Here is a 25,135-nt window from a genome sequence, read left to right as displayed (position 1 = left end):
CGGCGATGTCGATTTGGCGAAGAGCCGGCTCGCCGGCGGCGCACGGCACTCTCCGGCGCAGCCGTCCGATGTTGCTCCGGCAGAACGAGTCACGGTCGCGTCGCACCCCGCGAACACCACGACCGCGGTGTTCCGCGGCCGCGGCGGCGGCGCGGGTGTCGGCACACAGACGCGGCGGTGACGGCGCGATGCTCGTGACGGCACCGGACCTGCGGCGGCCCGGCCGCATCCTCGATGTGGTCGCGGCGGTGTTCGGACGGCTTCTGCGGCGCTGCGGGGTAGCGGCGTCGCCGGCCGAGACCATCGAGGTTCGGCGAGTTCTCGGCCTCCTCGGTGCACGCGACCGGGACGTATTGCGCGCGTGCCTGCGCGCAGTGTGCGCCAAGTATCCCCACGAACAGGCCGGCTTCGACCGGGCCTTCGAGGCACTGTTCGGCGCGGTCGATGCCGTGAGCGGTGACCCCGAGTGTCGGCAGCCCCGCGCCCTGTTCGCCGATGCGCTGCCCACAGCCCTCGACCTCGACGACGATCCGGGCCTGGCGCGCTACGCCGAATACAACGAACGGGCCGCCGAGGTGGGCGACCATTTCGACACCCCCGAGGCGGAGAAAGGTTTCAATCCGCACAAGGACGACGACGACGTGTCGATGACCTCGGCCGATGCGGCACTGTCCGTCGATACCGGCGCGGATTCGGGCCGGCGGGGCATGACCTACACCGTGGACGTGGATCGCGCGGGCACCGCGACGGTCGGCGAGCTGTCGGCCGTCGCCGGGGCAGCCGTTGCCGGTTCACTGTCCTGGGACGATCCCGCGTCGATCCTGGCGTGGCTCGATGCGTACGATCCGCGCCGGGCATACGGAGCGGATGCGCCGGAGGAGGCGCTCACCGAAGCCCAGCTGAACCGCCTCGTCGAAGCGGTCGAGGCGTTCGTCGCGTCGCCGGCCGGCGCCGCGTTCCCGGATCGGGACGAGCTCGAGGTCCCGGACCCACGCGATCCGGCGGGTGCGGACCGGGCGGGGATCGAACTCGCGTGCCACGAGGTGCTGCGGCGCATGCGTGGCCCGGTCCGGCCCCGGCCCCGCGAACGCACCCGTGGGCGGCTCGACATGCGCCGTACCGCCCGCGCCGGAATGCGTACCGATGGTGTGCCGTTCCACCTCGTCGTCCGTGCCCCGCGACCGGACCGGGTGCGGCTGCTCGTGCTTGCGGACGTGTCGCTGTCGGTGCGGCCGATCACCGCGTTCACTCTCCGTCTGGCACAGGCGATGCACGGGCGCGCTCACCGCTGCCGGGTGGTGGCGTTCGTCGATCGGCCGGTCGATGTGACGCAGCAGCTGCTCGCGGCCGACGGCGACGGTGCCCTGGCAGCCGTCCTTGCCCACCCCGGTCTCGATCTCGAGGCGAGCAGCGACTACGGGAAGGTGCTCGACGAATTGCTCGTCGAGCATGCGGGTTCGGTCGACAGCCGCACGTCGGTGCTCGTGGTGGGGGACGGGCGGTGCAACGGTCTGCCGTCGCGGGTCGACCGGCTCGAGGAGTTGCGGCGCCGCGTCCATCGGCTGGCGTGGGTCACTCCCGAGCCCGAGAGGTACTGGGCGCAGGCGACGTGTGCCATGCCCGAGTACTCACAGGTGTGCGACCGAGTGGTGGTCGCTCATGACGGCGCCCAGTTGCTTTCCCGGGCAGCAGAACTCGGCCACGCTCTGCGCTGAGCGCGGCCGAGTTCGGCGAGCGGCTCAGGCGTGTGCTTTGGCGAGGGTTTCCTCGAGCCGCTCGTATCCGTCGTTCATGCCGTCCTCCATCCCCGTCGACGCCATTCCGTCCCGGGCTTCGAGCGTCGGATACACGGCATGCCCGGTGAGCTTGCTGCGTCCGTTCCCGAGGTCCTCGAAGGTGAGGAACTCGATGCTCACCACGTCGCGGAACCCATCGAATTCGAATGTCTGGACAGCGAATTCGTTTTCGCGCACGGTGTGGAAAACTCCCGAGAAGGTGAACGACCCGCCCTCCTCGTCGCTGTGCGTGTACTTGTAGGTTCCGCCGGTGCGGAAATCGTAGTGGTCCATGTCGATGTTCACCCCGCGTGGACCGAGCCACTGCGCGACGAGGGCCGGATCCCGGTGCGCCCGGAAGATCTCGGTGACGGGATAGTCGAATTCACGCTCGAAGTCGATGAAGGGAACGCCTTCGGGCACGCTGACGGTCAGTGCGTTGCTCACTTCGCTGTCCTTTCGGGAGGGATGTGGTGGTCATCCCGGCGATGATCGTCTGTCTCGGCCGCTTCCCGGGCCAGCACGGCGTCGAGACCGCGGAACTGCTGCTCTTTGACCAACCGATACCGATCGATCCAGGAGGTCAGCGTCTCCAGCCGTGCGGGGTTCAGGTGGACGGGCCGGCGTTGGGCGTCGCGTGTGCGCGTGACGAGTCCGGCGTGCTCGAGTACCTGAATGTGCTTCGAGATCGCCTGTTTGGTGATCGCGAAGGGTTCCGCGAGTTCGTTGACGGTGGCCGGTCCCCGGCTGAGCCGGGCGACTATGCGGCGGCGAACCGGATCGGCGAGCGCCGCGAAGGCGATGTCGAGAAGTTCGTCGTCGGTTCGGCTTCCGTCCATTTATCAACCTTCTTCTTTATCAATCTGTCGGTTGACTAAAGAATGCGCCGCTTCCGTCCTGATGTCAACAGTTTTCCGAAACCTCGCGGGCGACCGTCGAGAGTGCCCGGGCAAACACCTCCGGCCGGCAGTGGGCGCTGTTAGCGTCGACGAGGTGACCTCGGTAGCGAGAGTTCGGTCCGGAGTTCGAGCCGCGCTTGCCGCGAGCGTGTCCGTCGTCCTCATCGGAGCGTGTACCGCGACGGGCGACGACCAGGCGCAGGCGGCCCAGCCCTCGGGGCAGCCGTGTACGGCCCAGCCGAACGGCACCCCGGTGACCGACGTGCCGCCCCCGCCCGGTACCGCCGACCGCGATCTCGCGACCGAACCCGAAATCGCCACCGGCTACCGCACCGGCATGACAGCGGTGACCACCGCCTCGTATGCCGTCTCCACCGCCAATCCCGCCTCCACCCAGGTCGCGTGCGAGGTCCTCCGCGACGGCGGCACCGCTGCCGATGCCCTCGTCGCCGCGCAGATGGTGCTCGGCCTCGTCGAACCGCAGTCGTCGGGTATCGGCGGCGGCGCGTTCCTGCTCTACTACGACGCAGAATCCGGGCAGGTGCAGGCATACGACGGTCGCGAAACCGCGCCGATGTCGGCGGACGAGAACTACCTGCGCTGGATCGGCGACACCGACCGCACCGAACCGAAACCCGACGCCCGGTCGAGCGGTCGATCCATCGGGGTGCCGGGTGTCGTGCGCATGCTCGAGATGGTTCACGCCGAACACGGCGGCACCGATTGGGCGCCGCTGTTCGATCCCGCAATCGAACTCGCCGACCGGGGCATCGTGATCAGCGACCGCATGGCCGACTCGATCGCCGACGCGGCGGCTCAACTGACCATCGACGAGAATGCCCGCGCGTATTTCCTGCGCCCGGACGGGAGTCCGAAGCCGGCGGGGGAGACGCTCACGAATCCGGCGATGGCCAAGACACTCGGCGCAATCGCCACCGACGGCGCCGACGCGTTCTACACGGGCGACATCGCCCGGGCAGTTGTCGAAGCCACCGCGACCGACTCCGGGGGCCGCACCCCCGGCACCATGACCGAGCAGGACCTCGCCGGATACGAAGCCAAGGAACGCCCCGCACTGTGTACGCCGTATCGGGGCGCCGAGATCTGCGGGATGCCGAACCCCTCGTCGGGCGGCATGGCCGTCGCGGCGACCCTGGGGATTCTCGAGAACTTCGACCTGGCGGGGCTCCCACCTGCCGAGATCGACGCGGACGGGGGCGTGCCCGACCCCGAGGCCGTCCACCTGATCGCCGAAGCGGAACGGCTCGCCTACGCCGATCGCGACAAGTACGTCGCCGACTCCGACTTCGTGCCGTTGCCGGGCGGTTCCCTCGACACGCTCGTGAATCCGGACTACCTCGCCGATCGTGCCGGATCGATCGATCCGGGGAAGAGCATGGGCACGGCACAGCCCGGCGACTTCGGTCCGGTCCCGCTCGGCGTGCCACCACAGGAGCCCGAATACGGCACCAGTCATGTGTCCGTCGCCGACAAGTACGGCAATGTCGCGTCCATGACGACGACCATCGAATCCGCTTTCGGGTCGTTCCACATGGTCGACGGTTTCCTACTCAACAACCAGCTCACCGACTTCGCGGCCGAACCGGTCGACGAGGACGGCGTTCCCGTCGCCAACCGGGTCGAACCGGGGAAGCGACCGCGCAGTTCGATGGCGCCGACCCTCGTGTTCGACCGGTCCGCCGACGGAGAACGCGGAGACGTGCAGATCGTCGTGGGTTCGCCGGGCGGATCGGTGATCATCCAGTTCGTGGTGAAAACCCTTGTCGGCATGCTGGATTGGGGCCTGGATCCACAGCAGGCCGTCTCTGCCGTGTCCTTCGGTGCCGCGAACACCCCTGCGACCGGGGTCGGCAGCGAGCATCCGGCGGTCGACGGCTCGGACGACGGTGCGCACGACGCGCTCGTGCAGGAGCTGCGCGACAGGGGTCATCAGGTGTCGGTGGCGCCGCAGTCCAGCGGCCTGAGCGCGCTGCGGCGCACCGAGGCGGGGTGGATCGGCGGCGCGGACCCCCGCCGTGAAGGCGCGGTGATGGGCGACACCACCGGCTGAGCGCCCTGCACGGTCGAACCGTACCTACCCGATCGGGTAGGTACGGCCCTGTCCGGAGGCCCGGTGCATCCCTGTCCGGATCGGCCTACGCTCGAGGCTCAACGTAAGCTGGGTCACACCTTCACGCGGATCGTCAGGAGTCGAGCAGTGGCTGTCGTGATGCCGGAACGCAAGCCGGCGGAAGCCGCCGGCGCCGACCACCGGGCCTGCGGGCCGGCGCTCGTGAAGTTCCATGCCCCCGAGATCGTGTTCGGCGAGGGATCGCTCGTCGAGGCGGCGCACGCGGCGGTGCGGCTCGGCGCCGTACGGCCGATGCTGATCACCGACCCCGGACTGATCGACGCGGGATGGGTGGGCGAGCTGCGCGGATATCTCCGGGACTGCGGACTCGCGGTCACCGTGTGGTCCGCTCTGACACCGAATCCCAAGGACTACGAGATCGCGGCCGGTCACGAGCGCTATCGCGCCGACGGCTGCGATGTGCTCCTCGCGCTCGGAGGTGGATCGGTGATCGACGCCGCGAAAGGCATCGCCGTGCTGGCCGCGAACGGCGGCAACATCCTCGACTACGAGGGCGTCGACCGTGCCACCCTGCCCATCCCGCCGATGGTGATGGTGCCGTCGACCTCCGGGACGGGCGCCGATGTGTCGCAATTCTGCGTCGTCACCGACACCGCACGCGGCAGCAAGATCACCATCATCGGACGCGCGCTGGTGCCGGACCTGACGGTGATAGATCCGCGGCTGCTCACCACGATGCCCGACGATCTCAACGCGGCGACCGGACTCGACGCCCTGACCCACGGCATCGAAGCGTTCGTCTCCCGGGCCCACAACCCGCTCACCGACCACCACGCGCTGCGGGCGGTCGACATGGTCACCGGCACGCTCGTCCGCACCATCGACGATCCGCTGTACATGCCGGCGCGGGCGATGATGGCGCAGGCGAGTCTCGAGGCCGGCCTCGCATTCACCAACGCGATCCTCGGTGCCACCCACGCGATGAGCCACCAGGTCGGCGGTCTTCTCGATCAGCCGCACGGAGTCATCAACGGGGTGCTGCTACCGCATGTCATCAGGTTCAACGGTGCCGCCGATCCCGCCCCGTTCGTCGCGATCGCCACGACCCTGGAGCTCGAAGAGGCCCGCGGCCCCGCATCCGACGCCGTCGAGGCGGTCGCGGCGCGTATCGAGGAACTGGCCTGTCGCGTCGGGGTTCCGCGGGGACTGAGGCAACTCGGAGTCCGGGACGAAGACCTGCCGCAGCTGGCAACGGGCGCCCTTCGCGACGCGTGCATGTCGACCAATCCGCGCGCGGCCACGCACGAGCAGATGATCGAGCTGTTCCGGACGGCGTTGTGACCGCGCCCGACCTGTCCGCACTCACCGGTCTGCGATCGGGGAAGTCGACCTTCTATCCGCAGTACCGCGGTGCGGCCGAGCGGCTCGAACGTGTCGTCCACGCTCTCGAGCTCATCTCTCGCGCCCTCGTGCGCACCGTCGAAGGGCCGGAAACGTTGATCTGCGCGGTGGCCGAGGCCGCCCGCGCCCACCTGAGCGCCCGATGGGTGGTGTTCGCCCTCACCGACGGCACCCTGCCCGACGCCGGTCCGCGCCGGTTGGTGCTCGGTCCGGACGCCACCCCGTTCCTGGTCGACGATGTCGAGGGTCCGCCGCTACCCCGAGAGGTGGTCTCGCGGCTCGACGAGATCCGCCGCGGAACGATCGAGCCTTCCGCCGTCGTCGAAGCCCATCACGCGTTCGTGCCGATCGTGCTGGACGGCGGTGTCGCCGGGGCGATCGCAGCGTGGACACCGGAACATCGCACCCTCGACGGCACAGACCGGGCGGTGCTGTCGATCCTGGCCAGCCAGACCGCGGTTGCCCTGCAGAACTCGGCGCTGTACCAGCGGGGGCAACTTCTGCTCGGCCGCGCCGAGCAGGCGTATCGGGAAGCGAACCGGGCGGCGGCAGATCTGCAGACGCGCAACGAGGAACTCGAAGCGACCCTGCGGCAACTGGCACTGACCCAACGGAAACTCGGTGTCGCGCACAGGCATCAAGCACTCGACGAGGAACGTCACCGCATCGCGCGCGAACTGCACGACAGCGTCGCCCAGGCCGTGCTGTCCGCCGGTATGCAGATCGAGGTGTGCCGCAGCGACGTTCCCGACGACGAGCGCAGGGAGCGCCTCGACCTTGCCAAGGAACTCACGCGCCGCGCGGTCGAACAGTTGCGCTCGGCCATCTACGCCCTCAACCGCACCTCGGACGCCGACCGCTCGTCGTTGCCCGAGATGCTCGAGCAGTTGCGGGTCGCGCACCTGCCGGGCGACCTGGACATCACGGTACGGGTGGGTGGCGCACCCGTCGAACTGTCCGGCGACGCAGAGCATTCGCTCCTGCGAATCGCCGGGGAGGCACTGTTCAACGCCGCTGTGCATGCCAACGCGACCCGAGCGGTCCTGCGACTGACGTACGGACGCGTCTCCGTCTCCGNCGACGGCAACGGCGACCCGGCACGCATGCGACTGATGCTCGAACTGGCCGCTCACAGCGACGTCGACGGAAGCCACCGGGGACTGGCGAATATGCAGGCCCGCGCAGAAGAACTCGGCGGCACCCTCGAAGTGCGCAAGGCACGGATCGGGGGCGTGCGGGTGGCGGCGCGGATTCCCGTGCGCCGAGAAACACAGCAGACTGGAGAGACACGATGACGGTGACCGGGTCACATGATCGGCAGGTGCGCAGCGCAACCGTCCGGATCGTGCTCGTCGACGACCACGCGATCCTGCGGCAGGGATTGCGTTCGATCCTCGACCGGGAAGACGACCTCGAGGTGGTGGGGGAGGCCTCGACCGAAGCGGAGGCCGTGGCCCTCGTCGATCGGGTGCGCCCCGACATCGTGCTGATGGACCTGAAGTTGTCCGCAGGGTCGGAGTTCGAGGGGCTTGCGCTGTGCGGAAAGCTGTCGGCGGCTCATCCCGGTATCGGACTGCTCGTTCTCACGACCTTCCTCGACGAGCAGCTCGTCGTTCGGGCCGTGCATGCCGGCGCCCGCGGTTATGTCGTCAAGGACGTCGACACGACCGAACTCGTCCGTGCGATCCGCGCGGTGTGCCGTGGGGAGAGCGCGTTCGACTCCCGCAGTGCGGCAGCGGTGGTGCGGTCGCTCAACGGGCAGGGCGGGTCCACCGAGCAGCTCACGGCGCGTGAACTCGAGGTGCTGAGGCTACTCGCGGCAGGCTTGTCGAACACGAAGATCGGTGAGCAGCTGTTTATTTCGGCGACCACTGTCAAGTTTCACGTCAGCAACATCATGCGCAAGCTCGGAGTGGGCCGCCGCGCCGAGGCGGTGTATGCGGCGAGCAAGCAGGGTCTGATCTGACACCTCGCGACCTACGATGCGTACTTCTTACCGGAGCGCAGCGTTTCGAGATGCGCAGTCATCGAGCGGCCCGCCGCGCGCATGGGCTCCGACGTGCGCAGCGTGCGACACAGAACGAAAGCGCCTTCCAATGCGCCCAGGATTGCGAGGATCAATTCTCGTGCATCCGCGTTGCCGAGGCCGCGAGCTTCGAAATAGGTGGTTCCGGCCGCGACCCAGGACCCCATGATGTCGGCCGCCGCGGCGCGAAGCTCGGGTTCGCTGTCGGCGATCTCGCCGGCCACCGTGCCCACCGGGCACATGTTGATCCAGCCGCTGTCTTCGATCTGCTGTGCGCCGGCTTCGAAGAATGCGGATACCGCGTCGCCGAGATCGTCGTACGGGTCCATCAGCAGTGGCAGCAATTGGATGTAGGCCTCCCCTGACGCACGCAGCGACTCCGCTGCGACCTGCTGCTTTCCGTGGGGGAAGTAATGGTAGAGCGAGCCCATCCGTGCATGGGCCAGGTCGCACACCTGCTTGACGCCGGTAGCGCTGTAGCCCTGCCGACGCATCAGCTCTCCCATCGCTGTCAGGATGCGATCGCGGGTATCGGTTGACATCTTCTCCTCCTGAGCACCACACTAGATCAAAGGTTCTTGAGCGATCACTCAAGTGAAAGGTGTGCCGATGCCCACCGTTGATCTCCCCGCCGGTCCGATCCACTACGTCGAACGCGGAGACGGCCCTGCCGTGGTCCTGCTGCACGGCGTCTTCATGACCCACCTCGTGTGGGACGAGGTGATCGGCCGATTACCCGACGGCTTCCGTTACGTGCTTCCGGACCTACCGCTCGGCTCTCATCCCGAGCCCATGCGCCCCGACGCGGACCTGAGTCTGCGCGGGCTGAACCAGCTCGTCGCCGACTTCCTCGAAGCCCTCGATCTGAACGATGTGACTCTGGTGCACAGCGATTGGGGAGGTGCACTCTTTCTTACCGCCTACGGTCTCGACGAACGCGTCGGCCGGCTGATCCTGCTGCCGTGCGAGGCCTACGACAACTTCCCGCCGGGGCTGCCGGGCAGGATGGCGGTACTGGCCGCGCGTATCCCGGGCGGACTCACGCTCGCACTGCGGCAGTTGCGGATCCGGTGGCTGCGTAGCACGCCCCTGTTGCTCGGTTGGATGGCGCGCAAGCCGCTGCCCGACGCCCTTATCCGTACCTGGAGTGAACCCGGACTCCGGAACAAAGATGTACTCCGTGACCTGCGCAAGTACGGCACCACACCTACGGTCGAATCCGAACTCGTCGCCGATACAGAAGCGCTGCAGCACTTTACGGGTCCGGCGCTGGTGCTGTGGTCGTCGGCGGGAAAGGTGATGCCGCGCAGTCACGGACAACGGCTCGCGCAACTGTTGCCCAACGCCACACTCACGGAGATCGACGACGCCTATGTCCTCTCGATGCTCGATCAACCCGAGGCGGTAGCCGAAGCGATGTCCGAGTTCCTCGTCGGCAGTCGGCCGTAGGCGGTCGGGGTGCCCTGCCGCCAGGCTCTCCCGCCGCAGGTCAGCCCGCGTCGATGACGAGCCAGCCGCCGTGGTGCTCGAACACCTCGTACGGCCGATCGGTGCTGTCTCCCAGCGCGTCGAGAGCCGCCAGGTCGAAGGTGCGGATGTGCCCGTGGCATGCCGTCGCTTCGTCCTCGAACGGAACTGCGATGACCACCCGCTCGCGCGCGATGCGCAGTGACTCCGCGATCACGGCGGCACCGATCTCGTCGTCGACGTGCTCGAGCAGGTGGATGGCGGTGACCGTGTCGGCGCTGTTGTCGGGGACGGGCACATGCGCGGCATCGCACACGAGGGTGTCGACGGACAGCCCCAGTTGCGGTGCGACGGCGTCGAGCAGGCGCATGGTGCCCGGCAGGATGTCGGTGGCCGTCACCGCAGTCCCTTTGCCCGCCAGCCGGAGCGGAAGGAAGCCGAAGCACGAGCCCAGGTCGACTACGTCGCCGCGGACGAGTGCGGCGGCCATGTCGTGAATGGGAGCGAAATCCGCTGTGCCGTCGATGAGTTCGTTCAACGAATTGCGATAGTAGGTGGTCCAGGATTCGAGAGCACCGGGCACCGTGGATCGCACCAGGCCCACCATGGTGAGTTCGAATTCGTCCTGCCCGAAATCGGAGTCGACAATCGACGAGGTGACACCCGCTACTAGGCTTTCGCTGAGATCCTCGGGGTGGAGAGAGTGGGTCACTCGCAGATCACTACCGTTGCGGTACAACGTGATCGAACCCGTGCGGACTCGCTCTACGGTCACATGACCGTGCGTCCAGCGACCGGGCGGACAGGGGGCGAGCGAATCGAGCACGGTCATGGGTGAGCCTCGTTCGGGTCGGAGCCGGGGCAATTCAACTCCCGGAGTGGTTCAGCCCACTGTAGAGCGTGCGCATTCCGTCGGCCAACAGGTCGGGTAGTTCGAGGGTCTCGTCGGCGAGCCACTGCTCGTAGGCCGACACCGCCACCGCAAGCAGCAGATATGCGACGGTGCGCGGGTAGTGATCGTCCGGGGCGGCACCCGTGCGCCGCGCGACGAACTCGGCGATCGCGCCTCGCCATCCCTGGTACATGACCGACGAATACGCCTGCAGGGTCGGATTCCGCAGGATCAGTTCCATCCGCGCGCGGTGTCGCTGCGATTCGGATTCGGGAAACGTGTTGAAGTCGAGGAGCGCGGATCCGAGCGCATCGGCGAGGGGTACATCGTCGGGAAGTGCGGCGAGGTGGGTGCGCATGTGCGCCAGGTGCGCATCGAAATCTCCCCATGGCACTGCATTCTTCGACGGAAAATACCGGAACAGGGTCCGGCGTGCGATGCCGGCGGCCTCCGCGATTTCGTCGACGCTGGTCTCGTCGAACCCGCGCGTCCGGAAAAGTTCGATGCCGATCGCCGACAGGCTCTCCCTCGTAGTGGAGGGGCGTCGACCTATCCGAGCGGACGGTTTCCGGCGGCTGGGCATTACTTTCTCCCTTCGGTGATGACATTATGCACTCGATGCCATTAGAATGGTGAACCGAGTCACAGCACCACCCCGGCTGTGTCACCCGTTTCGTTCAGGGGTTCGAATCGAGGAGGAATTCATGTCCGATCGTGACAATGCGGTAAACGAGTCCGACCTGATCGAGGAGTCCCTCGTCGAAGAGGTGTCGATCGACGGCATGTGCGGCGTGTACTGATCATGACCGCGCCCGGAGCCACCGACGTGTCCACCACACATTTCGATCCGGGTGCCACCTGGCGGCTCCATCCGCAGGTAGCGCTTCGCCCCGAACCTTTCGGGGCGTTGCTCTACCACTTCGGCACCCGCAAGCTGTCGTTCCTGAAGAACACCGTCATCGTCGACGTCGTCCGCTCCCTCGGCGACCACGACTCGGTACGGGAGGCATTGCGCACCCACGGGATCGACGAGAACGCCGAGCGGCCGTACGTGCACGCACTGCGCACGCTGGCCGACTCCCACATGATCGTCCCGGCCTGACACCGGACCACCCCAAGTGAGGACCAGTCCATGACCTCCCTGCTCGAACCGCCCGCCACCGCAGCACCTGTGAAGGTCGGCCGCCTCGTCGACCAGTTCGAAAAAGGCCTCGACGCCCCCATCTGCCTGACATGGGAGCTGACCTACGCCTGCAACCTCTCGTGCGTGCACTGCCTGTCGTCGTCGGGCAAACGCGATCCGCGGGAGCTGTCCACCGCACAGTGCAAGGCGATCATCGACGAACTGCAGCGCATGCAGGTGTTCTACGTCAACATCGGCGGCGGCGAACCCACCGTGCGCTCCGATTTCTGGGAACTCGTCGACTACGCCACCGACCATCAGGTGGGCGTGAAGTTCTCCACCAACGGCGTCAAGATCGACAAGAAGGTCGCCGCCCGGCTGGCCGCCTCGGACTACGTCGACGTGCAGATCTCCCTCGACGGCGCGACCGCGGAGGTCAACGACGCCGTGCGCGGGCCCGGCTCGTTCGCGATGGCCGTGCGCGCGCTCGAGAACCTGGCCGAGGCCGGGTTCCGCGACGCCAAGATCTCGGTGGTCATGACGCGTCAGAACGTCGAGCAGCTCGACGAGTTCAAGGCCCTCGCCGACCGCTTCGGCGCCACCTTGCGCATCACCCGGCTGCGTCCGTCCGGCCGCGCGGTCGATGTGTGGGACGACCTGCACCCCACCCACGAGCAGCAGCGGCAGCTCTACGACTGGCTCGTCGCGCACGGCGAGGGAGTGCTCACCGGCGATTCGTTCTTCCACCTGTCCGCGTTCGGCGGCGAGGGCGGCGGCGGAGCGCTACCGGGGCTGAACCTGTGCGGCGCGGGCCGGGTGGTGTGCCTGATCGACCCGGTGGGCGATGTCTACGCGTGCCCGTTCGCGATCCACGACAATTTCCTCGCCGGCAACATCCTCACCGACGGGGGATTCTCGCAGGTATGGAAGAACTCGGAGTTGTTCGCCGAGCTGCGCGCACCGCAGTCCGCGGGCGCGTGCAGCTCGTGCAACTTCTACGACTCGTGTCGCGGCGGTTGCATGGCCGCGAAGTTCTTCACCGGCTTGCCCATGGACGGCCCCGACCCCGAATGCGTTCAGGGCTACGGACAATCGGCCCTCGACGCCGACCGCACGGTCCCGCAGTCCAGCGTCGACCACTCCCGCACCGGGAAGCGCGCCGAGCGCCGCACGCCGGCGGCCCCGGTGCCGCTGACACTGCTCACCCGCCCGCCCGCCAAGTTCTGCGACGAGAACCCGCTCGCGTAGCTTTCGTTCGCACAGTTTCAGGAGAAGACCTCACATGGCCAACCTTTCGTGGCTGAAGAACCCGTGGGCGCAGAGCCCGTGGTTCGAAACCGTCGCAGTCGCCCAGAAACGGGCGAAGAAGAAGCTGCCCAAATCCGTCTACGGCGCGCTGGTGGCCGGCTCCGAGGCCGGTCTCACGGTCGACGACAACACCACCGCATTCCGGCAACTCGGCTTCGCCCCGCACGTCGCCGGCCTGTCCGACAAGCGTGAGATGGCGACCCGCGTTATGGGTCAAGACATTTCGATGCCTGTGCTGATCTCCCCGACGGGAGTGCAGGCCGTGCACCCCGATGGTGAGGTTGCGGTGGCGCGGGCGGCGGCCGCCCGCGGTACCGCGATGGGACTGAGCTCGTTCGCGAGCAAGTCCATCGAGGAGGTCGCTGCCGCCAACGACAAGACCTTTTTCCAGATGTACTGGGTCGGCAGCCGCGAGACGCTGGTCCAGCGCATGGAACGGGCCCGCGCCGCCGGCGCCAAGGGCCTGATCATGACCCTCGACTGGTCGTTCTCCAACGGCCGCGACTGGGGCAGCCCCGCGATCCCCGAAAAAATGGATCTCTCGGCGATGGTCAAGTTCGCGCCCGAGGGCATCCTCCGGCCCAAGTGGCTGCTCGAGTGGGCCAAGACCGGAAACGTGCCCGACCTGACCACCCCGAACCTCACACCCCCCGACGGTGTGGCACCGACGTTCTTCGGTGCGTACGGCGAATGGATGAGCACCCCGCTGCCCACCTGGGAAGACGTCGCATGGCTGCGGGAGCAGTGGGGTGACGGACCGTTCATGCTCAAGGGCGTCATGCGCGTCGACGACGCCAAACGCGCCGTCGACGCCGGCGTCACCGCGATCTCGGTGTCCAACCACGGCGGCAACAACCTCGACGGCACCCCGGCGCCGATCCGGGCGCTGCCCGCAATCGCCGAAGCGGTCGGCGGCGACATCGAAGTGCTGCTCGACGGCGGTATCCGCCGCGGCAGTGATGTCGTGAAGGCTGTCGCACTCGGTGCGGACGCCGTCATGATCGGCCGGGCATACCTGTGGGGTCTCGCCGCCAACGGCCAGGCCGGCGTCGAGAACGTCCTCGACATCCTCAGCGGCGGTATCGGTTCCGCACTCATGGGTCTGGGCAAGAACTCGATTCACGAGCTGACACCCGACGACGTCTTCGTTCCCGACGGCTTCCGGCGCGATCTCGGTATCTGACCGCACCCGCATCGCGGAACAGACTCGCGGAACAAATGGGCCTCGCGCTCACCGACCCGATCACCCTCGCCGGACGCACCGCTCCGGCGAGGGTGCTCTTCGGCCCCCATGAAACGAATCTCGGTTCAGGGCGCGTGTTTACGCGTCGGCACACCGCATACTACGAACGTCGGGCACGCGGCGGTGCCGGTGTGGTCGTGACAGAGGTGGCATCGATCCACCCACTCGATCGGCCCTACGAGCGCGCCCCGCTCGCTGCCGGTGCCGGTGCCGGTGACGGATGGGCCGAAATCGTCGCCGCCTGCAGGCCTCACCGGACGCTGGTGCTCGCCGGGCTCGGGCACAGCGGTCTGCAGGGCTCCAGCGCGTGGACTCGCGCGCCGCTGTGGGCGCCGTCGCGGGTACCCGATCCCGCGACACGGGAATTGCCCATGGAGATGGGCACCGGCGAGATCGACGCGGTAATCGAAGGCTTCCGTCGCGCCGCTGCGCTTGCCGTCGCGGCCGATCTCGACGGTGTCGAACTCGATGCCGGGCCCACCGCGCTGCTCCGGCAGTTCCTGTCCGGACTCACCAACCACCGCGCCGACCGGCACGGCCTCGATCGGCTGTCGGTGATCCGGGAGGTGATCTCCGCGGTGCGCGCCGAACTCGGCCCCGACCGGATCCTCGCGTTGCGTTTGAGCTGCGACGAAACCGCCCCCTGGGCGGGCATCACTCCCGAACAGGCCGTCCGCCACGTGCGCGAGCTGGCCGCATCGCTCGACTTGCTCACCGTGGTGCGCGGTGGGCTGTTCTCGGCCGAGACATACCGGCCGGACGCACACACCCGGCCGGGGTTCAACCGGGAGTTGTGCCGTGCGATCCGTGAGTCGGTCGCCGGTGTCGTGCCGGTCGTGTTGCAGGGCAGCGTCGTCGATCCGGCCTACGCACAACACGCTCTCGACGACGAGATCTGCGACATGGTCGAGATGACGCGCGCCCAGATCGCCGACCCGGACCTGGTCACTGCAGTCCGGGAAGATCGAAGCCCCCGGCCCTGCGTGCGCTGCAACCAGGCCTGCCTCGTGCGCGACTTCCACAACCCGATAGTGGGGTGTATCGGTAATGCCGAAGCCGGACGGGAGGTCGAGCCCCCCACTCCCGCGCCGGGATCGGTGCGCGAGGTAATGGTTGTCGGTGGGGGACCGGCAGGCCTCGAAGCCGCGCGGGTTCTCGCCGAACGCGGTCACCGCGTCACCGTTGCCGAACGCGACAACAGTGTGGGTGGCATGCTGCGCACCGTCGCGGCCGGGGCGGGCCGCGCCCCCTTTGCACAGCTGGCGGACTGGCTCGAGCGCCGGTGCCGCGACCTGAACGTGCGCATTCGCACCGGCACCACCGTGACCGGCGACGAGATCGACGCGGCCCGGCACGCGGGCGAGTCGGTGATACTCGCGACCGGCAGCAGTCCGCGACCACCCGGATTCCCGGTCGACGACACCGCCCGCTATCTCACGGCTGTACAGGCACTCGCCGGCCCGGGCGCCGTAGGGGAGCGGGTCGTCGTCTGGGATCCCGTCGGGGGTCCGAGCGCCGTCGCGGTCGCCGAACACCTGGCTGCCCTCGGCCGAACGGTCATCTACGCGTCCGTCGACCCGATCCCCGGATCGCGCCTGTCTCCGACCGGCGACCTCGTGGGCGCGAACGTCCGGTTGCAGCGTGCCGGCATCACCCGGCATCTCGGCGTCACGGTGTGTGCTGTCGATGCGACGGGAGTACACCTCGCGCACCGCATCACAGGCGTGCCCGTCACGGTGGCCGGCGCGATGCTCGTCGACTGCTCAGTGGGACTGCCGGATGACAGATTGCAGCGACCTGGGCTGGATGGAATCGGTGACTGCATCGCTCCCCGGACGGTGCGGGAAGCGGTCCGGGAGGGGCACCTTCTCGGATCGAAACTGTAACCTGTTACACACACTGATCTGAAGGGACCCACATGGGCGAGTTCGACGGCAAGGTCGTCTTCATCACCGGCATCGCGCGCGGGCAGGGACGCAACCACGCGTTGCGGTTCGTCAAGGAAGGCGCCTCCATCATCGGTGTCGACGTCTCGAAGCCGGTGTCGGAATATGTCTCCTACGAGCAGGCCAAGGAAGACGACCTCGCGGAGACCGTCCGGCTCGTCGAGGAGGCCGGCGGCAAGATCCTGGCCCGTGTCGCCGACGTCCGCGACAGCGCGGCATTGAAAGCAGTCGTCGACGAGGGTGTCGAGCAGTTCGGCCGCCTCGACGTGGTCGTTGCCAACGCCGGCATCTGCAGCTGGAACCGCTTCTGGGAGATGCCCGACGAGCAGTTCGAGGAACTGATCGACATCAACCTCACCGGCGTGTTCAAGACGCTCAAGGCCGCCACACCCGCGATGATCGAGGCCGGAAACGGCGGATCGATCATCCTCGTCAGCTCCGTCGCCGGCCTCAAGGCCATGCCCGGCCAGATCAACTACGCGGCAGCAAAATTCGGTCTTGTCGGCATGACCCAGACGGCGGCGAAGGAACTCGGCGAGTACCGGATCCGGGTCAACTCCATCCACCCGTACGGGGTGAACACGCCGATGGGGACCGACCCGGGCGCAACCGAGATGTTCAAGAAGTTCCCGCATTGGCTGCCCAACTTCGCACCGATCCTCACCGAGAAGCCGATCGCAGACCCGGACGACACCTCCGACGCCGTCCTGTTCCTCGCGAGCGACCGCGCGAAAACCATCACCGGCAGCCAGATGGCGCTCGACCAGGGCAACTCGAAGGTCTGACGGTGCCGCGCAGGGTGGTCGGAGCCGAGCCAGCCGAGGTCGGGCCGCAGGCTCCGCTACGGCTCGGCCCGGTCATCCTGCGCAACCGGATCATTTTTCCCGCCCACCTGACGAACTTCGCGGTCGACGGTGCGGTCACCGATCAGCACATCGCCTACTACGAGGCCCGCGCGCGCGGCGGCGCGGCACTGATCGTCACCGAGGAACACACCGTTCATCCCTCCGACCGCCCGTACGAGAAGCTGATTCGCGGGTGGGATCCCGCCGTGCTCTCAGGCTACCGGCGCCTGACCACGGCCGTGCACGCGCACGGAGCGCGGATCCTCGCGCAGCTCAACCACAACGGCGCGCAGGGCACCGGCATGTACACGGAGCGACCGCTGTGGGCACCCGGACCCGACCCGGACCCGCTGTTCCGTGAGGTCCCGGTGGCGATCGGGGACGGTGAGATCGCCGAACTCGTCGACGGCTACGCCGCCGTCGCCCGCCGGTGCGCCGACGGCGGTTTCGACGGCGTCGAGATCCAGTGTTCGCAGGCCTCGATCCTCCGCGCGTTTCTGGCCCCCGGCACCAACCCACGCACCGACCGCTACGGCGGAGACCTGGACCGCAGAGCCAGGCTGCTGATCGAGGTCGTCGAGGCGGTGCGCGGCGCTCTCGGCCCCGGCCGGGTACTGGGCGTGCGACTGAGCGGTCACGACGGCACCGCCGGAGGCATCGAGGTCGACGACGCCGTGCAGGTCGCGCGGATGCTGGACGGGACGGGTGCCGTCGACTATCTCAGCACCTCCGTCGGTGTCGCCACCGAGACCCTGCATCTCGTCGAAGCGCCGATGTCCACGCCGCACGGCTATTCGCTGTTCGTGCCCGACGCGATCCGCCGGGAGGTGTCGCTGCCGGTGGTCGGGGTCGGCCGGTTCACCGCTCCGGAACAGGTCCGCGCCGCGCTCGCCGGGGGAGTGTGCGATCTCGTGGGAGTGGTGCGAGGCCAGATCGCCGACCCGGAGTTCGCCGCCAAGACCCTCGACCGCCGCGACACCGAGGTGCGGCCGTGCATCGGCTGCAATCAGGAATGCATCGGTCGCGTCGGGCTGGGGCGGTGGATCGGCTGCACCGTGAATCCGCGGGCCGGTCGCGAGTCGGTGCCGCTGCCCCAACCGCCACGGGTCGGGCGCCGGGTGCTCGTGGTCGGGGGCGGACCGGCCGGGTTGCAGGCCGCCGCGACCGCTGCGCGACGCGGCCACTCGGTCACCCTCTACGAACGAGAGCACCTGGTGGGAGGTCAGATTCGGGGCGCGTCCACGGCTCCTCACCGGGGCGAGCTGCTCGGGATGGTGACGAGCCTCGAAGCGGAATGCGTCCGGGCCGGTGTACAGATTCGTGCGGGGACGGAGGTCGACGCCGCTTTCGTGCAGGCCTGTCGGCCCGACGTTGTGATCGTGGCGACCGGGGCGCGACCCCGCCGTCCCGGCTGGGCACCGGATTCCGCGCGGATCGTCGACGTGCGTGAGGTGCTGGAGGGACGTGCCGATCCGGCCGGACGGGTGCTCGTCGTCGACGATCTGGGATTTCACGAGGCGACATCGGTCGCGGAACTGCTCGCCGACCGTGGCTGCACCGTCACGGTGTGTACGAGCGGCATGATCGTGGGGCAGGATCTCGGTCTCACGCTGGACATGGACGGATGGACGCGGCGCGCGTACAGCAAGGGCATCCGGCAGATCACCGACACGGTGATCGGCGAGGCCGCCGACTCGGGAGATACGGTCGAGGTATCGCTGGTCGATCACCGGACGGGTGACACGCGACGGTGCACCGTGGACGCGGTGGTCGTCGCCACGCACCAGGAGCCGGTCGACGACTTGTGGAAGTCCTTGTCGAACAGCATGTTCCACGTTCTCCGTGTCGGCGATGCCGTGACCCCGCGACGAGCCCACGCCGCGATCCTGGAAGGCGACTCGGCCGCGTCGACCGTGTAGCGGCAGATCTCTGCTCGGAGTGTTCGGCCGGTGCCGCGGGGGACTTCCGGGCGGTGGCTTACACCGCGACCGGCCGTCGCGGGTGGGCGCCGGGACGGCGTGCCGGGTCCGGGATCGGCACCGCATCGATCAGCGCGCGGGTGTACGGCTCGCGGGGTGCGGTGAACACCGCGTCCACGGGCCCGGTTTCGACCACCGACCCCGACTGCAGCACCACGACCCGATCGGCGACCTGGTGCACCACGGCCAAATCGTGGCTGATGAACAGGCACGCGAAGCCGAGCTCACGCTGGATCTCGACGAAGAGGTCGAGGATGTCCGCCTGGACGGACACGTCGAGGGCGCTGGTCGGTTCGTCCGCGACCAGCAGCCGGGGAGTCAGGGCCAGTGCGCGGGCCAGCGCGACGCGTTGACGTTGGCCCCCGGAAAGCTGGTGTGGAAAGCGAGCCGCGAGAGCCGAGGGCAGGCGCACGGCGTCGAACAGGTCGAGCACCTTTCTGCGCCGCTCGGCCGGGGTGCCGACGGCGTGCACGTCCAGAGGTTCGCGCACACTGGCCGCGACGGACAACCGTGGATCGAGTGAAGTCGCCGGATCCTGCTGCACGAACGCCACATTGCGGCGCAGCTCGCGGAGGCGAGACGCCGAGATCGAAGCAAGGTCGTCCCCCTCGACCAGCGCCCGGCCCTCGGTCGCCGGTACGAGCCCGATCGCCACACGTCCGAGCGTGGACTTTCCGGATCCGGATTCGCCGACGAGTCCGACGACTTCGCCGCGCCGGACGGTCAGGTCGACGGTCTCGACGGCTCGGAACGCCGCGGAACCACGGCGGGCGGGATAGGTGACGCCCACTCCGTCGAGTTCGAGGACGATGTCGGCATCGGATTCCGGTTCGGTCACAGTCGATGCATGCTCGGGCAATCGCGGTACTGCCGCCAGCAGTGCTCGCGTGTACGGATGCTCCGCTGCATCGAAAAGCGAGTGCGCGGTACCGGTCTCGACCACGTACCCGTCGCGCAACACCACCACACGATCGGCGTGCTGGGCAACGACACCCATGTTGTGGGTGATGAGCAGCAGACCCATGCCGGTGCGCTGCCGGACCCGGTCGAGCAGCGCCAGGATCTCGGCCTGCACGGTGACGTCCAGGGCGGTGGTGGGTTCGTCGGCAACGAGCAGGTCAGGGTCACCCGCCAATGCCAGCGCGATCGCGACACGCTGCTTCTGTCCACCGGAGAGCTGGTGGGGGAAGTGGTCCACGCGACTCGTCGGGTCGGGGATCTCCACCTGGTCGAGCAAATCGATCGCGATCGCCCTGGCCTGGGCCGACGAGATCTTGCGGTGCGCCCGGATCGCCTCACGCAGCTGCCATCCGATGCGGCGCACGGGGTTCAGGGAGCTCTGAGGTTCCTGGAAGATCAGGGCGACCTTGTCGCCGCGCAAACGATTGAGACCGTTCTCGTCGGCACCGATGATTTCGGTGCCGTCGAGGAGGATCGAGCCGTGCGCGGTGGCACTGTCGGGAAGCAGGCCGAGGATTGCCCGTGCGGTCATGGACTTACCGGAGCCGGACTCGCCGACCAGCGCCACCACTTCGCCTCGTTCGACCTCGAGCGAGACGTTGCCGACGGCGCGGGTACCGCCGAAGTTGATGTTCAGGCCGCGAACAGTAAGCAATGGTACGGGCACGAGAAGGATCCTTGCTGGAGACGGGTTCGGGTCACCGGCGGCGGGAGCCGGCGGCCAGAGCTTGCGAAATCAGGAGCAGTCCGAGAACGAGGATGACGACGACGGTGAGCGGGCCGACGACGAACAGCGGTGAGTGGTAGGCGTTCTGCGTGCCTTCCTTGATGAGTGACCCGAGCGAGGGTGCGGGTGGGATGACGCCGAGCCCGAGAAAACTCATCGCGCCTTCGATGAATACCCCGACCGACATCGCCAGGGCGAGCTGCACCGTCAGCGGCTCGAGGCAGTTCGGCAGCACATGCCGGCGCAGGATCCACCCTTCGTCGGCGCCGACGACCCGGGCCGCTTCGACGAACGGTGCCTGGCGGACCGTAAGCACCGATGTTCGTGTCAGTCGGCCGAAGACCGGTACCTCGGCGAGCACGATCACCGCGCCGATCGTCCAGACGCCCGGTCCGACCACCATGGTCAATGCGATGGCGAGCACGATCGTCGGGAAGGCGAGAATCAGGTCGAACGAGCGTTGAAGTGCGGTGTCCAGCCAGTCGAACCGCGTGGCCGCGAGCACGAGCAGCGACCCCAGCACTGCACCGGCAGGAACCGCCAGGAACACCACGATCAGATCGATGCGGATGCCGTACAGGGTGCGGGAGAGGATGTCGCGCCCGACCGAGTCGGTGCCGAGCAGATGGGTACCGTCCGGTGCCTGCAAGGTGGCACCGGGGAACTGCTGGTCCGGGGCGAACGGTGCGAGCAATGGAGCGAGTACACCGGCCAGTACTACGACGGCCACCAGGACGACTCCGACGAGACCGCGGCCACTCCTCAATGCGCTCCAGCGATTCTGTCGATCCGATCCGGTCGGTGCGACCGATGACGTGGTCGATGCCGTGACGCTCATGCGTGGCCTTCCAGGCGGATTCGTGGGTCGAGCCACGCGTTGACCAGGTCGGTGACCAGTTGCATGACGACGAACAGTACGACGGAGAACAGCAGCATCACCTGCACCACCGGGTAGTCCCGGCTCGAGATGGCCCGCTCGATCAGGTGTCCGAGTCCGGGCCAGGCGAAGATCGCCTCGACCAGCACGGCACCGCCGAGCAGATGACCGATCTGGATGCCGAGGACGGTGACGGTGGACGGTAGTGCGTTCGGGAGAACCTGCGTGAGCACGATTCGGTGACGGGGGATGCCCAGCGCTCGCGCGGTGGTCACGTACGGCTCGGTGAGCTGGGTGCGCAGCGACTCGGTCAGGAAGCGGGTCAACGCTGCGGCGATCGGCAACGCCAGGCACAACCCGGGCAGGATCAGGTACTGCACCGAGATGCCCGGGTCGTCGAGGAATCCCCTGCGGGGTATTCCTCCGGCCGGCAGTACCGCCCACACCACTCCGAAGAGCACCACCAGTGCGGCACCGGTGACGAAGTTGGGGATCGCCACTGCGACGGTGCCGAATGCCGTCACGAAGCTGTTGAGCCACTTCCGGTCGACAACCACCGAGACGGTGCTCGCGGTGAAGGCGATGAGGACCGCCAGGAACAGTGCCGAGAGGGACAGCACGAGTGTGTTGCCGAGGGCGTCGGGCAGCAGGCTGCCGATTTCTCCGCCGAGGATCAGGGAGCGGCCGAGGTCGAACGTGAGGACGTCGCCGATCCACGAGAAATATTGTCCCAGTTGAGAACCGGTCAGACCGAGCTCGCTGCGCAGCGCATCGAGTGCCTCGGGTGAGGCGTCCGGTCCGGCGAGGATCAGTGCCGGGTCGCCGGGAACCAGGCGCAACAGCGCGAAGATCACGACGGATCCGGCGGCCAGGACGACCAGCGCGGACGGCATGCGACGCAGGGTGTAGTGCAGCATCGGTCTCACCCGCCCAGGTAGGCGTCGCTCAGATCGAGCTCGGCCTTCTTGGACCAGTCCACCCCGTGGACGTCGGCGGACATGGCAAGCTGGTTCTCGTGGTTGAACAACTCGATGACGAAGGCGTTGTCGAGCAGTTCGGTGTTCAGTGTCCGATACGCGGTTTCGGCTTCGAGGCCGGCCGGGTCGACGATTCGCCAGGTCGCTTCGACGGCTGCCTGGTAGTCCGGATCGACGAAGTTCGACGTGTTCTTGTTCGCATTGAACGGGTATGCACTCGTCGGCAGGGTCACCGGCGTGTACTGCGCGTAGGTGTGCGCAGTGATCCACAGGCCGCCGTAGGTGCCGCCGATCAGGTGCTCGAGGTTGGTCGCATTGTCGACGGGCTCGAGCGTGGTGTCGATGCCCGCGGCAGCGAGATCGGCCTGCACGATCTGCGCGATCGCCTCGGATTCGGTCGATCCCGTGGTGTAGGTGATCGGGATGACCGGGATGTCTCCGGCCTCTGCGACCAGCGACTTCGCCCTGTCGAGATCCTGGTTGTAGGTGGCGTTCAGATCGGCATCGAAGGCAGGCGAATACTCGGGCCAGGGCAGGCTCGCGGCGGTGCCGTGACCGGAGTAGACGTCCGCGACGATGCGCTCGTTGTCCACCGCGTAAGCGATCGCCTGCCGGACCCGGACATCATCGAGTCCGGGGGCCTGCACGTTGGCGCCGATGTACCAGGTGCGCTGCACTCCGCTCTGGTCCACTACCTGGAACGCCTTGTCGGAGGCGAGCTGATCCGCATCGCGGGGTGAGACACCGAGCAACAGGTCGAGCTGGCCGGAACGTAGTTGTGCGGCACGGGTCTGGGCATCCGGCACGATGACGTACTCGACGCCGTCGAGGTGCGGGGCGCCGTCCCAATAGTCCTCGTTGGCCTCGAAGGTGATCGACGTCCCGGGTTTCCACTCCGCGAACCGGAACGCGCCGGTGCCGTTGTAGCCCTTGCCCGAATCCAGATCCGCGAGGGTGGCCCGGTCGATGATCGGCACGATGTCGAGCAGGTCGAGGATGTTGCCGGCCGGCTGGGCCAGGGTCAGGGTGAGCGCGTGCGGGTCGCTGGTGTCGTACTCGGTGATGAGCGCCGCGGTCCGCGCGAGCTGACCGGCACGGACGGGATCGGCGTAGGTCCGCAGGCTGAATTCGGCGTCCGCTGAGGTCAGCGGCTTGCCGTCGTGGAAGGTCACGTCGTCGCGCAGTACCAGTCGGACCGACCGGCCGTCGGGGGAGACGTCCCACGACCGCGCCAGTTCCGGCCGCGGTTCCAGACCCTCGGGCGGGTAGCTGATCAACGTGTCGTAGACCAGTCCGGTGACGGTGGCCTGCGCCGTCGCACCCGAGAAGAGCGTGGCCGGGGTCAGGTCGCCGCCGTCACCGATCCGGAGCACACCGCCTTCTGTGACCTCTGCGCCGGTGTCGGCGCCGGCCTGCTCGACCGCCGAGCTACACCCCGCCATGGTGAGAGCACCGGCGAGGGGCAGGACGATCGCTCCGAGCACGGAACGACGCCTGAGGTGGACGGGGCGGCTGAACACAGGAAGGTCCTTTCGGGTGTGCGGGTTCGGCGCTCATGTGAGGGGAGCGCCGAACCACTTGCGGTACAGAAGAATCAGGAATCGAAGCCGGGGAAACGATCGGGGGAGTCGACGACCGAGAAGTGGGAGGCGTCGCCGACGCGGATGCGACTGGTCTCGCCGTCGACGGAGACCGGGACGTCACCGGCCAGTGTCACGCGGTGCACACTGCGCTCGTTCTCCCCGAAGTCGGCGATGCCGTAGTGCTGCGTGGCGCGGTTGTCCCAGATGACGAGGTCGCCCGGGGCCCACGCCCAGCGCAGAGTGTTCTCCAGCCGGATGACGCGTTCCTGCAGGAGCTGGAACAGCACCGACGACTCCGAATTCTTGAGCCCCACGAAGTTCTTGACGAAATGTCCCAGCAGAAGCGACTTTTCGCCGGTCTCAGGATGAACTCGGACCACGGGGTGCTCCGTCTCGAAGGCGATGCGTGTGAAGCTCTGCATCCGTTCCTTCACTGCGACCGCGATCCCCTTGCGGTCACCGTGCACGCCCGCGTAGTCGTACTCGTTACTGTGGACGGCCCAGAGGTTGTCCACCAGCACCTTCAACGGTTCAGGCAGCTGCGCGTAGGCCGCGGTGGTCGAGGCCCACGTGGTTGCACCACCGTACGGCGGGATCTTGACGGCGCGCAGGATGGAGGCCTTCGGGATCCGGTCGATGAAGCTGACGTCGGTGTGCCAGCTGTTGGCGGCCCCTTCGATGACCAGTGTTCGGTTGTCCTCCGATGTCAGCGTGGGGTGCGTCGTGGTCGGCGTGCCGAGCGCGGACGCGAACTGATACTGCACGTCGTCGTCGACGTGGTGCTGGCCTCGGAAGACGACGACTTTGTTTGCCGCGAGCGCGTAGCGGATGGCGAACGCGGTTTCGGCCGAGATGTCCCCGGAGACGCGCACGCCCTCGATGAGCGCGCCGATGTGCTCGCCCAGTTCGGTGACGGCGATGCCGCCCGCGGCGTAGATGTCGGTAGCGGTGGTCGGTCGAGTTTCCACAGTGGTCATGAGTGCTCCTGTTCAGGAAGAAAATGGTGTAGTTCGAG

At 67.7% G+C, this 25,135-nt stretch carries 23 protein-coding genes and 1 pseudogene; 14 read left to right on the top strand and 10 right to left on the bottom strand.

All coding sequences use genetic code 11. The annotated features are described in order from the left end of the window. Positions 1-181, top strand: a pseudogene (locus tag Q8814_RS06870) (MoxR family ATPase); the annotation flags it as partial. A 7-nt stretch (positions 182-188) separates the two neighbouring features. Next, positions 189-1,715, top strand: coding sequence for a MadC family VWA domain-containing protein (madC, locus tag Q8814_RS06865; protein ID WP_330151274.1), 1,527 nt, complete (start codon positions 189-191; stop codon positions 1,713-1,715). Positions 1,716-1,739: 24 nt separating this feature from the next. Here madC and Q8814_RS06860 read toward each other — a convergent pair whose 3' ends face one another. Next, positions 1,740-2,222 carry an SRPBCC family protein gene (locus tag Q8814_RS06860; protein ID WP_330151272.1) on the bottom strand — a complete coding sequence of 161 codons (483 nt, stop codon included), beginning with the start codon at positions 2,220-2,222 and terminating at the stop codon, positions 1,740-1,742. Further along, entirely contained in the window at positions 2,219-2,614 is a 396-nt protein-coding gene (locus tag Q8814_RS06855; RefSeq protein WP_330151271.1) for an ArsR/SmtB family transcription factor, read from the bottom strand. The genes Q8814_RS06860 and Q8814_RS06855 overlap by 4 nt, the downstream gene beginning before the upstream one ends. Positions 2,615-2,768: 154 nt before the next feature. Here Q8814_RS06855 and ggt point away from each other — a divergent pair, with 154 nt between their 5' ends. From ggt to Q8814_RS06835, 4 genes are all read left to right on the top strand, one after another. Further along, positions 2,769-4,745, top strand: coding sequence for a gamma-glutamyltransferase (gene ggt / locus Q8814_RS06850; RefSeq protein WP_330151270.1), 1,977 nt, complete (start codon positions 2,769-2,771; stop codon positions 4,743-4,745). Positions 4,746-4,904: 159 nt separating this feature from the next. Then, positions 4,905-6,107 (top strand): iron-containing alcohol dehydrogenase, encoded by a 1,203-nt coding sequence (locus tag Q8814_RS06845; RefSeq protein WP_330151273.1) that lies wholly within the window; start codon positions 4,905-4,907, stop codon positions 6,105-6,107. After that, positions 6,104-7,462 (top strand): MadS family sensor histidine kinase, encoded by a 1,359-nt coding sequence (locus Q8814_RS06840; protein WP_330151269.1) that lies wholly within the window; start codon positions 6,104-6,106, stop codon positions 7,460-7,462. Before Q8814_RS06845 ends, Q8814_RS06840 begins: the two co-directional genes overlap by 4 nt. Continuing rightward, positions 7,459-8,133 carry a MadR family response regulator transcription factor gene (locus tag Q8814_RS06835; protein ID WP_330151268.1) on the top strand — a complete coding sequence of 225 codons (675 nt, stop codon included), beginning with the start codon at positions 7,459-7,461 and terminating at the stop codon, positions 8,131-8,133. Before Q8814_RS06840 ends, Q8814_RS06835 begins: the two co-directional genes overlap by 4 nt. Positions 8,134-8,144: 11 nt before the next feature. Here the strand turns inward: Q8814_RS06835 and Q8814_RS06830 are convergent, their stop codons facing one another. Next, on the bottom strand, positions 8,145-8,735 hold the full coding sequence (locus Q8814_RS06830; RefSeq protein ID WP_330151267.1) for a TetR/AcrR family transcriptional regulator: 591 nt from the start codon (positions 8,733-8,735) through the stop codon (positions 8,145-8,147). A gap of 67 nt (positions 8,736-8,802) precedes the next feature. Between Q8814_RS06830 and Q8814_RS06825 the strand changes: the two genes are divergently transcribed. Beyond that, positions 8,803-9,642, top strand: a complete 840-nt coding sequence (locus Q8814_RS06825; protein ID WP_330151266.1) for an alpha/beta fold hydrolase — start codon at positions 8,803-8,805, stop codon at positions 9,640-9,642. Between the two features lie 40 nt (positions 9,643-9,682). Here the strand turns inward: Q8814_RS06825 and mftM are convergent, their stop codons facing one another. Both mftM and mftR read right to left on the bottom strand, forming a co-directional pair. After that, positions 9,683-10,492, bottom strand: coding sequence for a mycofactocin oligosaccharide methyltransferase MftM (gene mftM, locus Q8814_RS06820; protein ID WP_330151265.1), 810 nt, complete (start codon positions 10,490-10,492; stop codon positions 9,683-9,685). Between the two features lie 34 nt (positions 10,493-10,526). Continuing rightward, positions 10,527-11,135 carry a mycofactocin system transcriptional regulator gene (mftR, locus tag Q8814_RS06815; protein ID WP_330151264.1) on the bottom strand — a complete coding sequence of 203 codons (609 nt, stop codon included), beginning with the start codon at positions 11,133-11,135 and terminating at the stop codon, positions 10,527-10,529. A gap of 121 nt (positions 11,136-11,256) precedes the next feature. Here mftR and mftA point away from each other — a divergent pair, with 121 nt between their 5' ends. From mftA to Q8814_RS06780, 7 genes are read left to right on the top strand one after another with little or no spacing between them, the layout of a single operon-like run. Further along, positions 11,257-11,352, top strand: a complete 96-nt coding sequence (gene mftA, locus Q8814_RS06810; protein ID WP_330151263.1) for a mycofactocin precursor MftA — start codon at positions 11,257-11,259, stop codon at positions 11,350-11,352. A 2-nt stretch (positions 11,353-11,354) separates the two neighbouring features. Continuing rightward, positions 11,355-11,654 carry a mycofactocin biosynthesis chaperone MftB gene (gene mftB, locus Q8814_RS06805; RefSeq protein ID WP_330151262.1) on the top strand — a complete coding sequence of 100 codons (300 nt, stop codon included), beginning with the start codon at positions 11,355-11,357 and terminating at the stop codon, positions 11,652-11,654. 30 nt (positions 11,655-11,684) lie between these two features. Beyond that, positions 11,685-12,923, top strand: a complete 1,239-nt coding sequence (mftC, locus tag Q8814_RS06800) for a mycofactocin radical SAM maturase (protein WP_330151261.1) — start codon at positions 11,685-11,687, stop codon at positions 12,921-12,923. Positions 12,924-12,957: 34 nt separating this feature from the next. Further along, entirely contained in the window at positions 12,958-14,166 is a 1,209-nt protein-coding gene (gene mftD, locus Q8814_RS06795; RefSeq protein ID WP_330151260.1) for a pre-mycofactocin synthase MftD, read from the top strand. A 35-nt stretch (positions 14,167-14,201) separates the two neighbouring features. Then, positions 14,202-16,112 (top strand): mycofactocin system FadH/OYE family oxidoreductase 1, encoded by a 1,911-nt coding sequence (locus Q8814_RS06790; RefSeq protein WP_330151259.1) that lies wholly within the window; start codon positions 14,202-14,204, stop codon positions 16,110-16,112. Between the two features lie 32 nt (positions 16,113-16,144). Next, positions 16,145-16,957, top strand: a complete 813-nt coding sequence (locus tag Q8814_RS06785) for a mycofactocin-coupled SDR family oxidoreductase (protein ID WP_330151258.1) — start codon at positions 16,145-16,147, stop codon at positions 16,955-16,957. A gap of 2 nt (positions 16,958-16,959) precedes the next feature. Further along, positions 16,960-18,936, top strand: coding sequence for a mycofactocin system FadH/OYE family oxidoreductase 2 (locus Q8814_RS06780; protein ID WP_330151257.1), 1,977 nt, complete (start codon positions 16,960-16,962; stop codon positions 18,934-18,936). Positions 18,937-18,994: 58 nt separating this feature from the next. On the opposite strand, the gene Q8814_RS06775 is transcribed toward Q8814_RS06780, so the two are convergent. From Q8814_RS06775 to Q8814_RS06755, 5 genes are all read right to left on the bottom strand, one after another. Further along, a complete protein-coding gene (locus tag Q8814_RS06775) occupies positions 18,995-20,623 on the bottom strand; it encodes an ABC transporter ATP-binding protein (RefSeq protein ID WP_330151256.1) in 1,629 nt (542 codons plus the stop codon). Between the two features lie 31 nt (positions 20,624-20,654). Continuing rightward, entirely contained in the window at positions 20,655-21,521 is an 867-nt protein-coding gene (locus Q8814_RS06770) for an ABC transporter permease (protein WP_330151255.1), read from the bottom strand. After that, complete coding sequence (locus Q8814_RS06765; RefSeq protein ID WP_330151254.1) at positions 21,518-22,477, bottom strand: ABC transporter permease; 960 nt, start codon at positions 22,475-22,477, stop codon at positions 21,518-21,520. Before Q8814_RS06765 ends, Q8814_RS06770 begins: the two co-directional genes overlap by 4 nt. A 5-nt stretch (positions 22,478-22,482) precedes the next feature. Continuing rightward, positions 22,483-24,021 (bottom strand): ABC transporter substrate-binding protein, encoded by a 1,539-nt coding sequence (locus Q8814_RS06760; RefSeq protein WP_330151253.1) that lies wholly within the window; start codon positions 24,019-24,021, stop codon positions 22,483-22,485. A gap of 110 nt (positions 24,022-24,131) precedes the next feature. Next, entirely contained in the window at positions 24,132-25,097 is a 966-nt protein-coding gene (locus Q8814_RS06755; RefSeq protein ID WP_330151252.1) for a TauD/TfdA dioxygenase family protein, read from the bottom strand. Between the last annotated feature and the right edge of the window lie 38 nt (positions 25,098-25,135).

The sequence above is a fragment of the Rhodococcus chondri genome, assembly GCF_036327435.1.
GTDB lineage: Bacteria > Actinomycetota > Actinomycetes > Mycobacteriales > Mycobacteriaceae > Rhodococcus > Rhodococcus chondri.
Note: the sequence above shows the minus strand (reverse complement) of the source record. Positions and strands in the feature narration are given on the sequence as shown.

Excerpts from the sequence above, each read along its gene's own strand:
- Q8814_RS06785 (WP_330151258.1), top strand. The coding sequence starts at position 16,145 with ATGGGCGAGTTCGACGGCAAGGTCGTCTTCATCACCGGCATCGCGCGC.
- mftB (WP_330151262.1), top strand. The coding sequence starts at position 11,355 with ATGACCGCGCCCGGAGCCACCGACGTGTCCACCACACATTTCGATCCG.
- mftM (WP_330151265.1), bottom strand. The coding sequence starts at position 10,492 with ATGACCGTGCTCGATTCGCTCGCCCCCTGTCCGCCCGGTCGCTGGACG.
- mftD (WP_330151260.1), top strand. The coding sequence starts at position 12,958 with ATGGCCAACCTTTCGTGGCTGAAGAACCCGTGGGCGCAGAGCCCGTGG.
- mftC (WP_330151261.1), top strand. The coding sequence starts at position 11,685 with ATGACCTCCCTGCTCGAACCGCCCGCCACCGCAGCACCTGTGAAGGTC.
- Q8814_RS06835 (WP_330151268.1), top strand. The coding sequence starts at position 7,459 with ATGACGGTGACCGGGTCACATGATCGGCAGGTGCGCAGCGCAACCGTC.
- Q8814_RS06790 (WP_330151259.1), top strand. The coding sequence starts at position 14,202 with ATGGGCCTCGCGCTCACCGACCCGATCACCCTCGCCGGACGCACCGCT.
- mftA (WP_330151263.1), top strand. The coding sequence starts at position 11,257 with ATGTCCGATCGTGACAATGCGGTAAACGAGTCCGACCTGATCGAGGAG.
- madC (WP_330151274.1), top strand. The coding sequence starts at position 189 with ATGCTCGTGACGGCACCGGACCTGCGGCGGCCCGGCCGCATCCTCGAT.
- Q8814_RS06830 (WP_330151267.1), bottom strand. The coding sequence starts at position 8,735 with ATGTCAACCGATACCCGCGATCGCATCCTGACAGCGATGGGAGAGCTG.
- mftR (WP_330151264.1), bottom strand. The coding sequence starts at position 11,135 with ATGCCCAGCCGCCGGAAACCGTCCGCTCGGATAGGTCGACGCCCCTCC.
- Q8814_RS06855 (WP_330151271.1), bottom strand. The coding sequence starts at position 2,614 with ATGGACGGAAGCCGAACCGACGACGAACTTCTCGACATCGCCTTCGCG.
- Q8814_RS06755 (WP_330151252.1), bottom strand. The coding sequence starts at position 25,097 with ATGACCACTGTGGAAACTCGACCGACCACCGCTACCGACATCTACGCC.
- Q8814_RS06845 (WP_330151273.1), top strand. The coding sequence starts at position 4,905 with ATGCCGGAACGCAAGCCGGCGGAAGCCGCCGGCGCCGACCACCGGGCC.
- Q8814_RS06765 (WP_330151254.1), bottom strand. The coding sequence starts at position 22,477 with ATGCTGCACTACACCCTGCGTCGCATGCCGTCCGCGCTGGTCGTCCTG.
- Q8814_RS06770 (WP_330151255.1), bottom strand. The coding sequence starts at position 21,521 with ATGAGCGTCACGGCATCGACCACGTCATCGGTCGCACCGACCGGATCG.
- Q8814_RS06825 (WP_330151266.1), top strand. The coding sequence starts at position 8,803 with ATGCCCACCGTTGATCTCCCCGCCGGTCCGATCCACTACGTCGAACGC.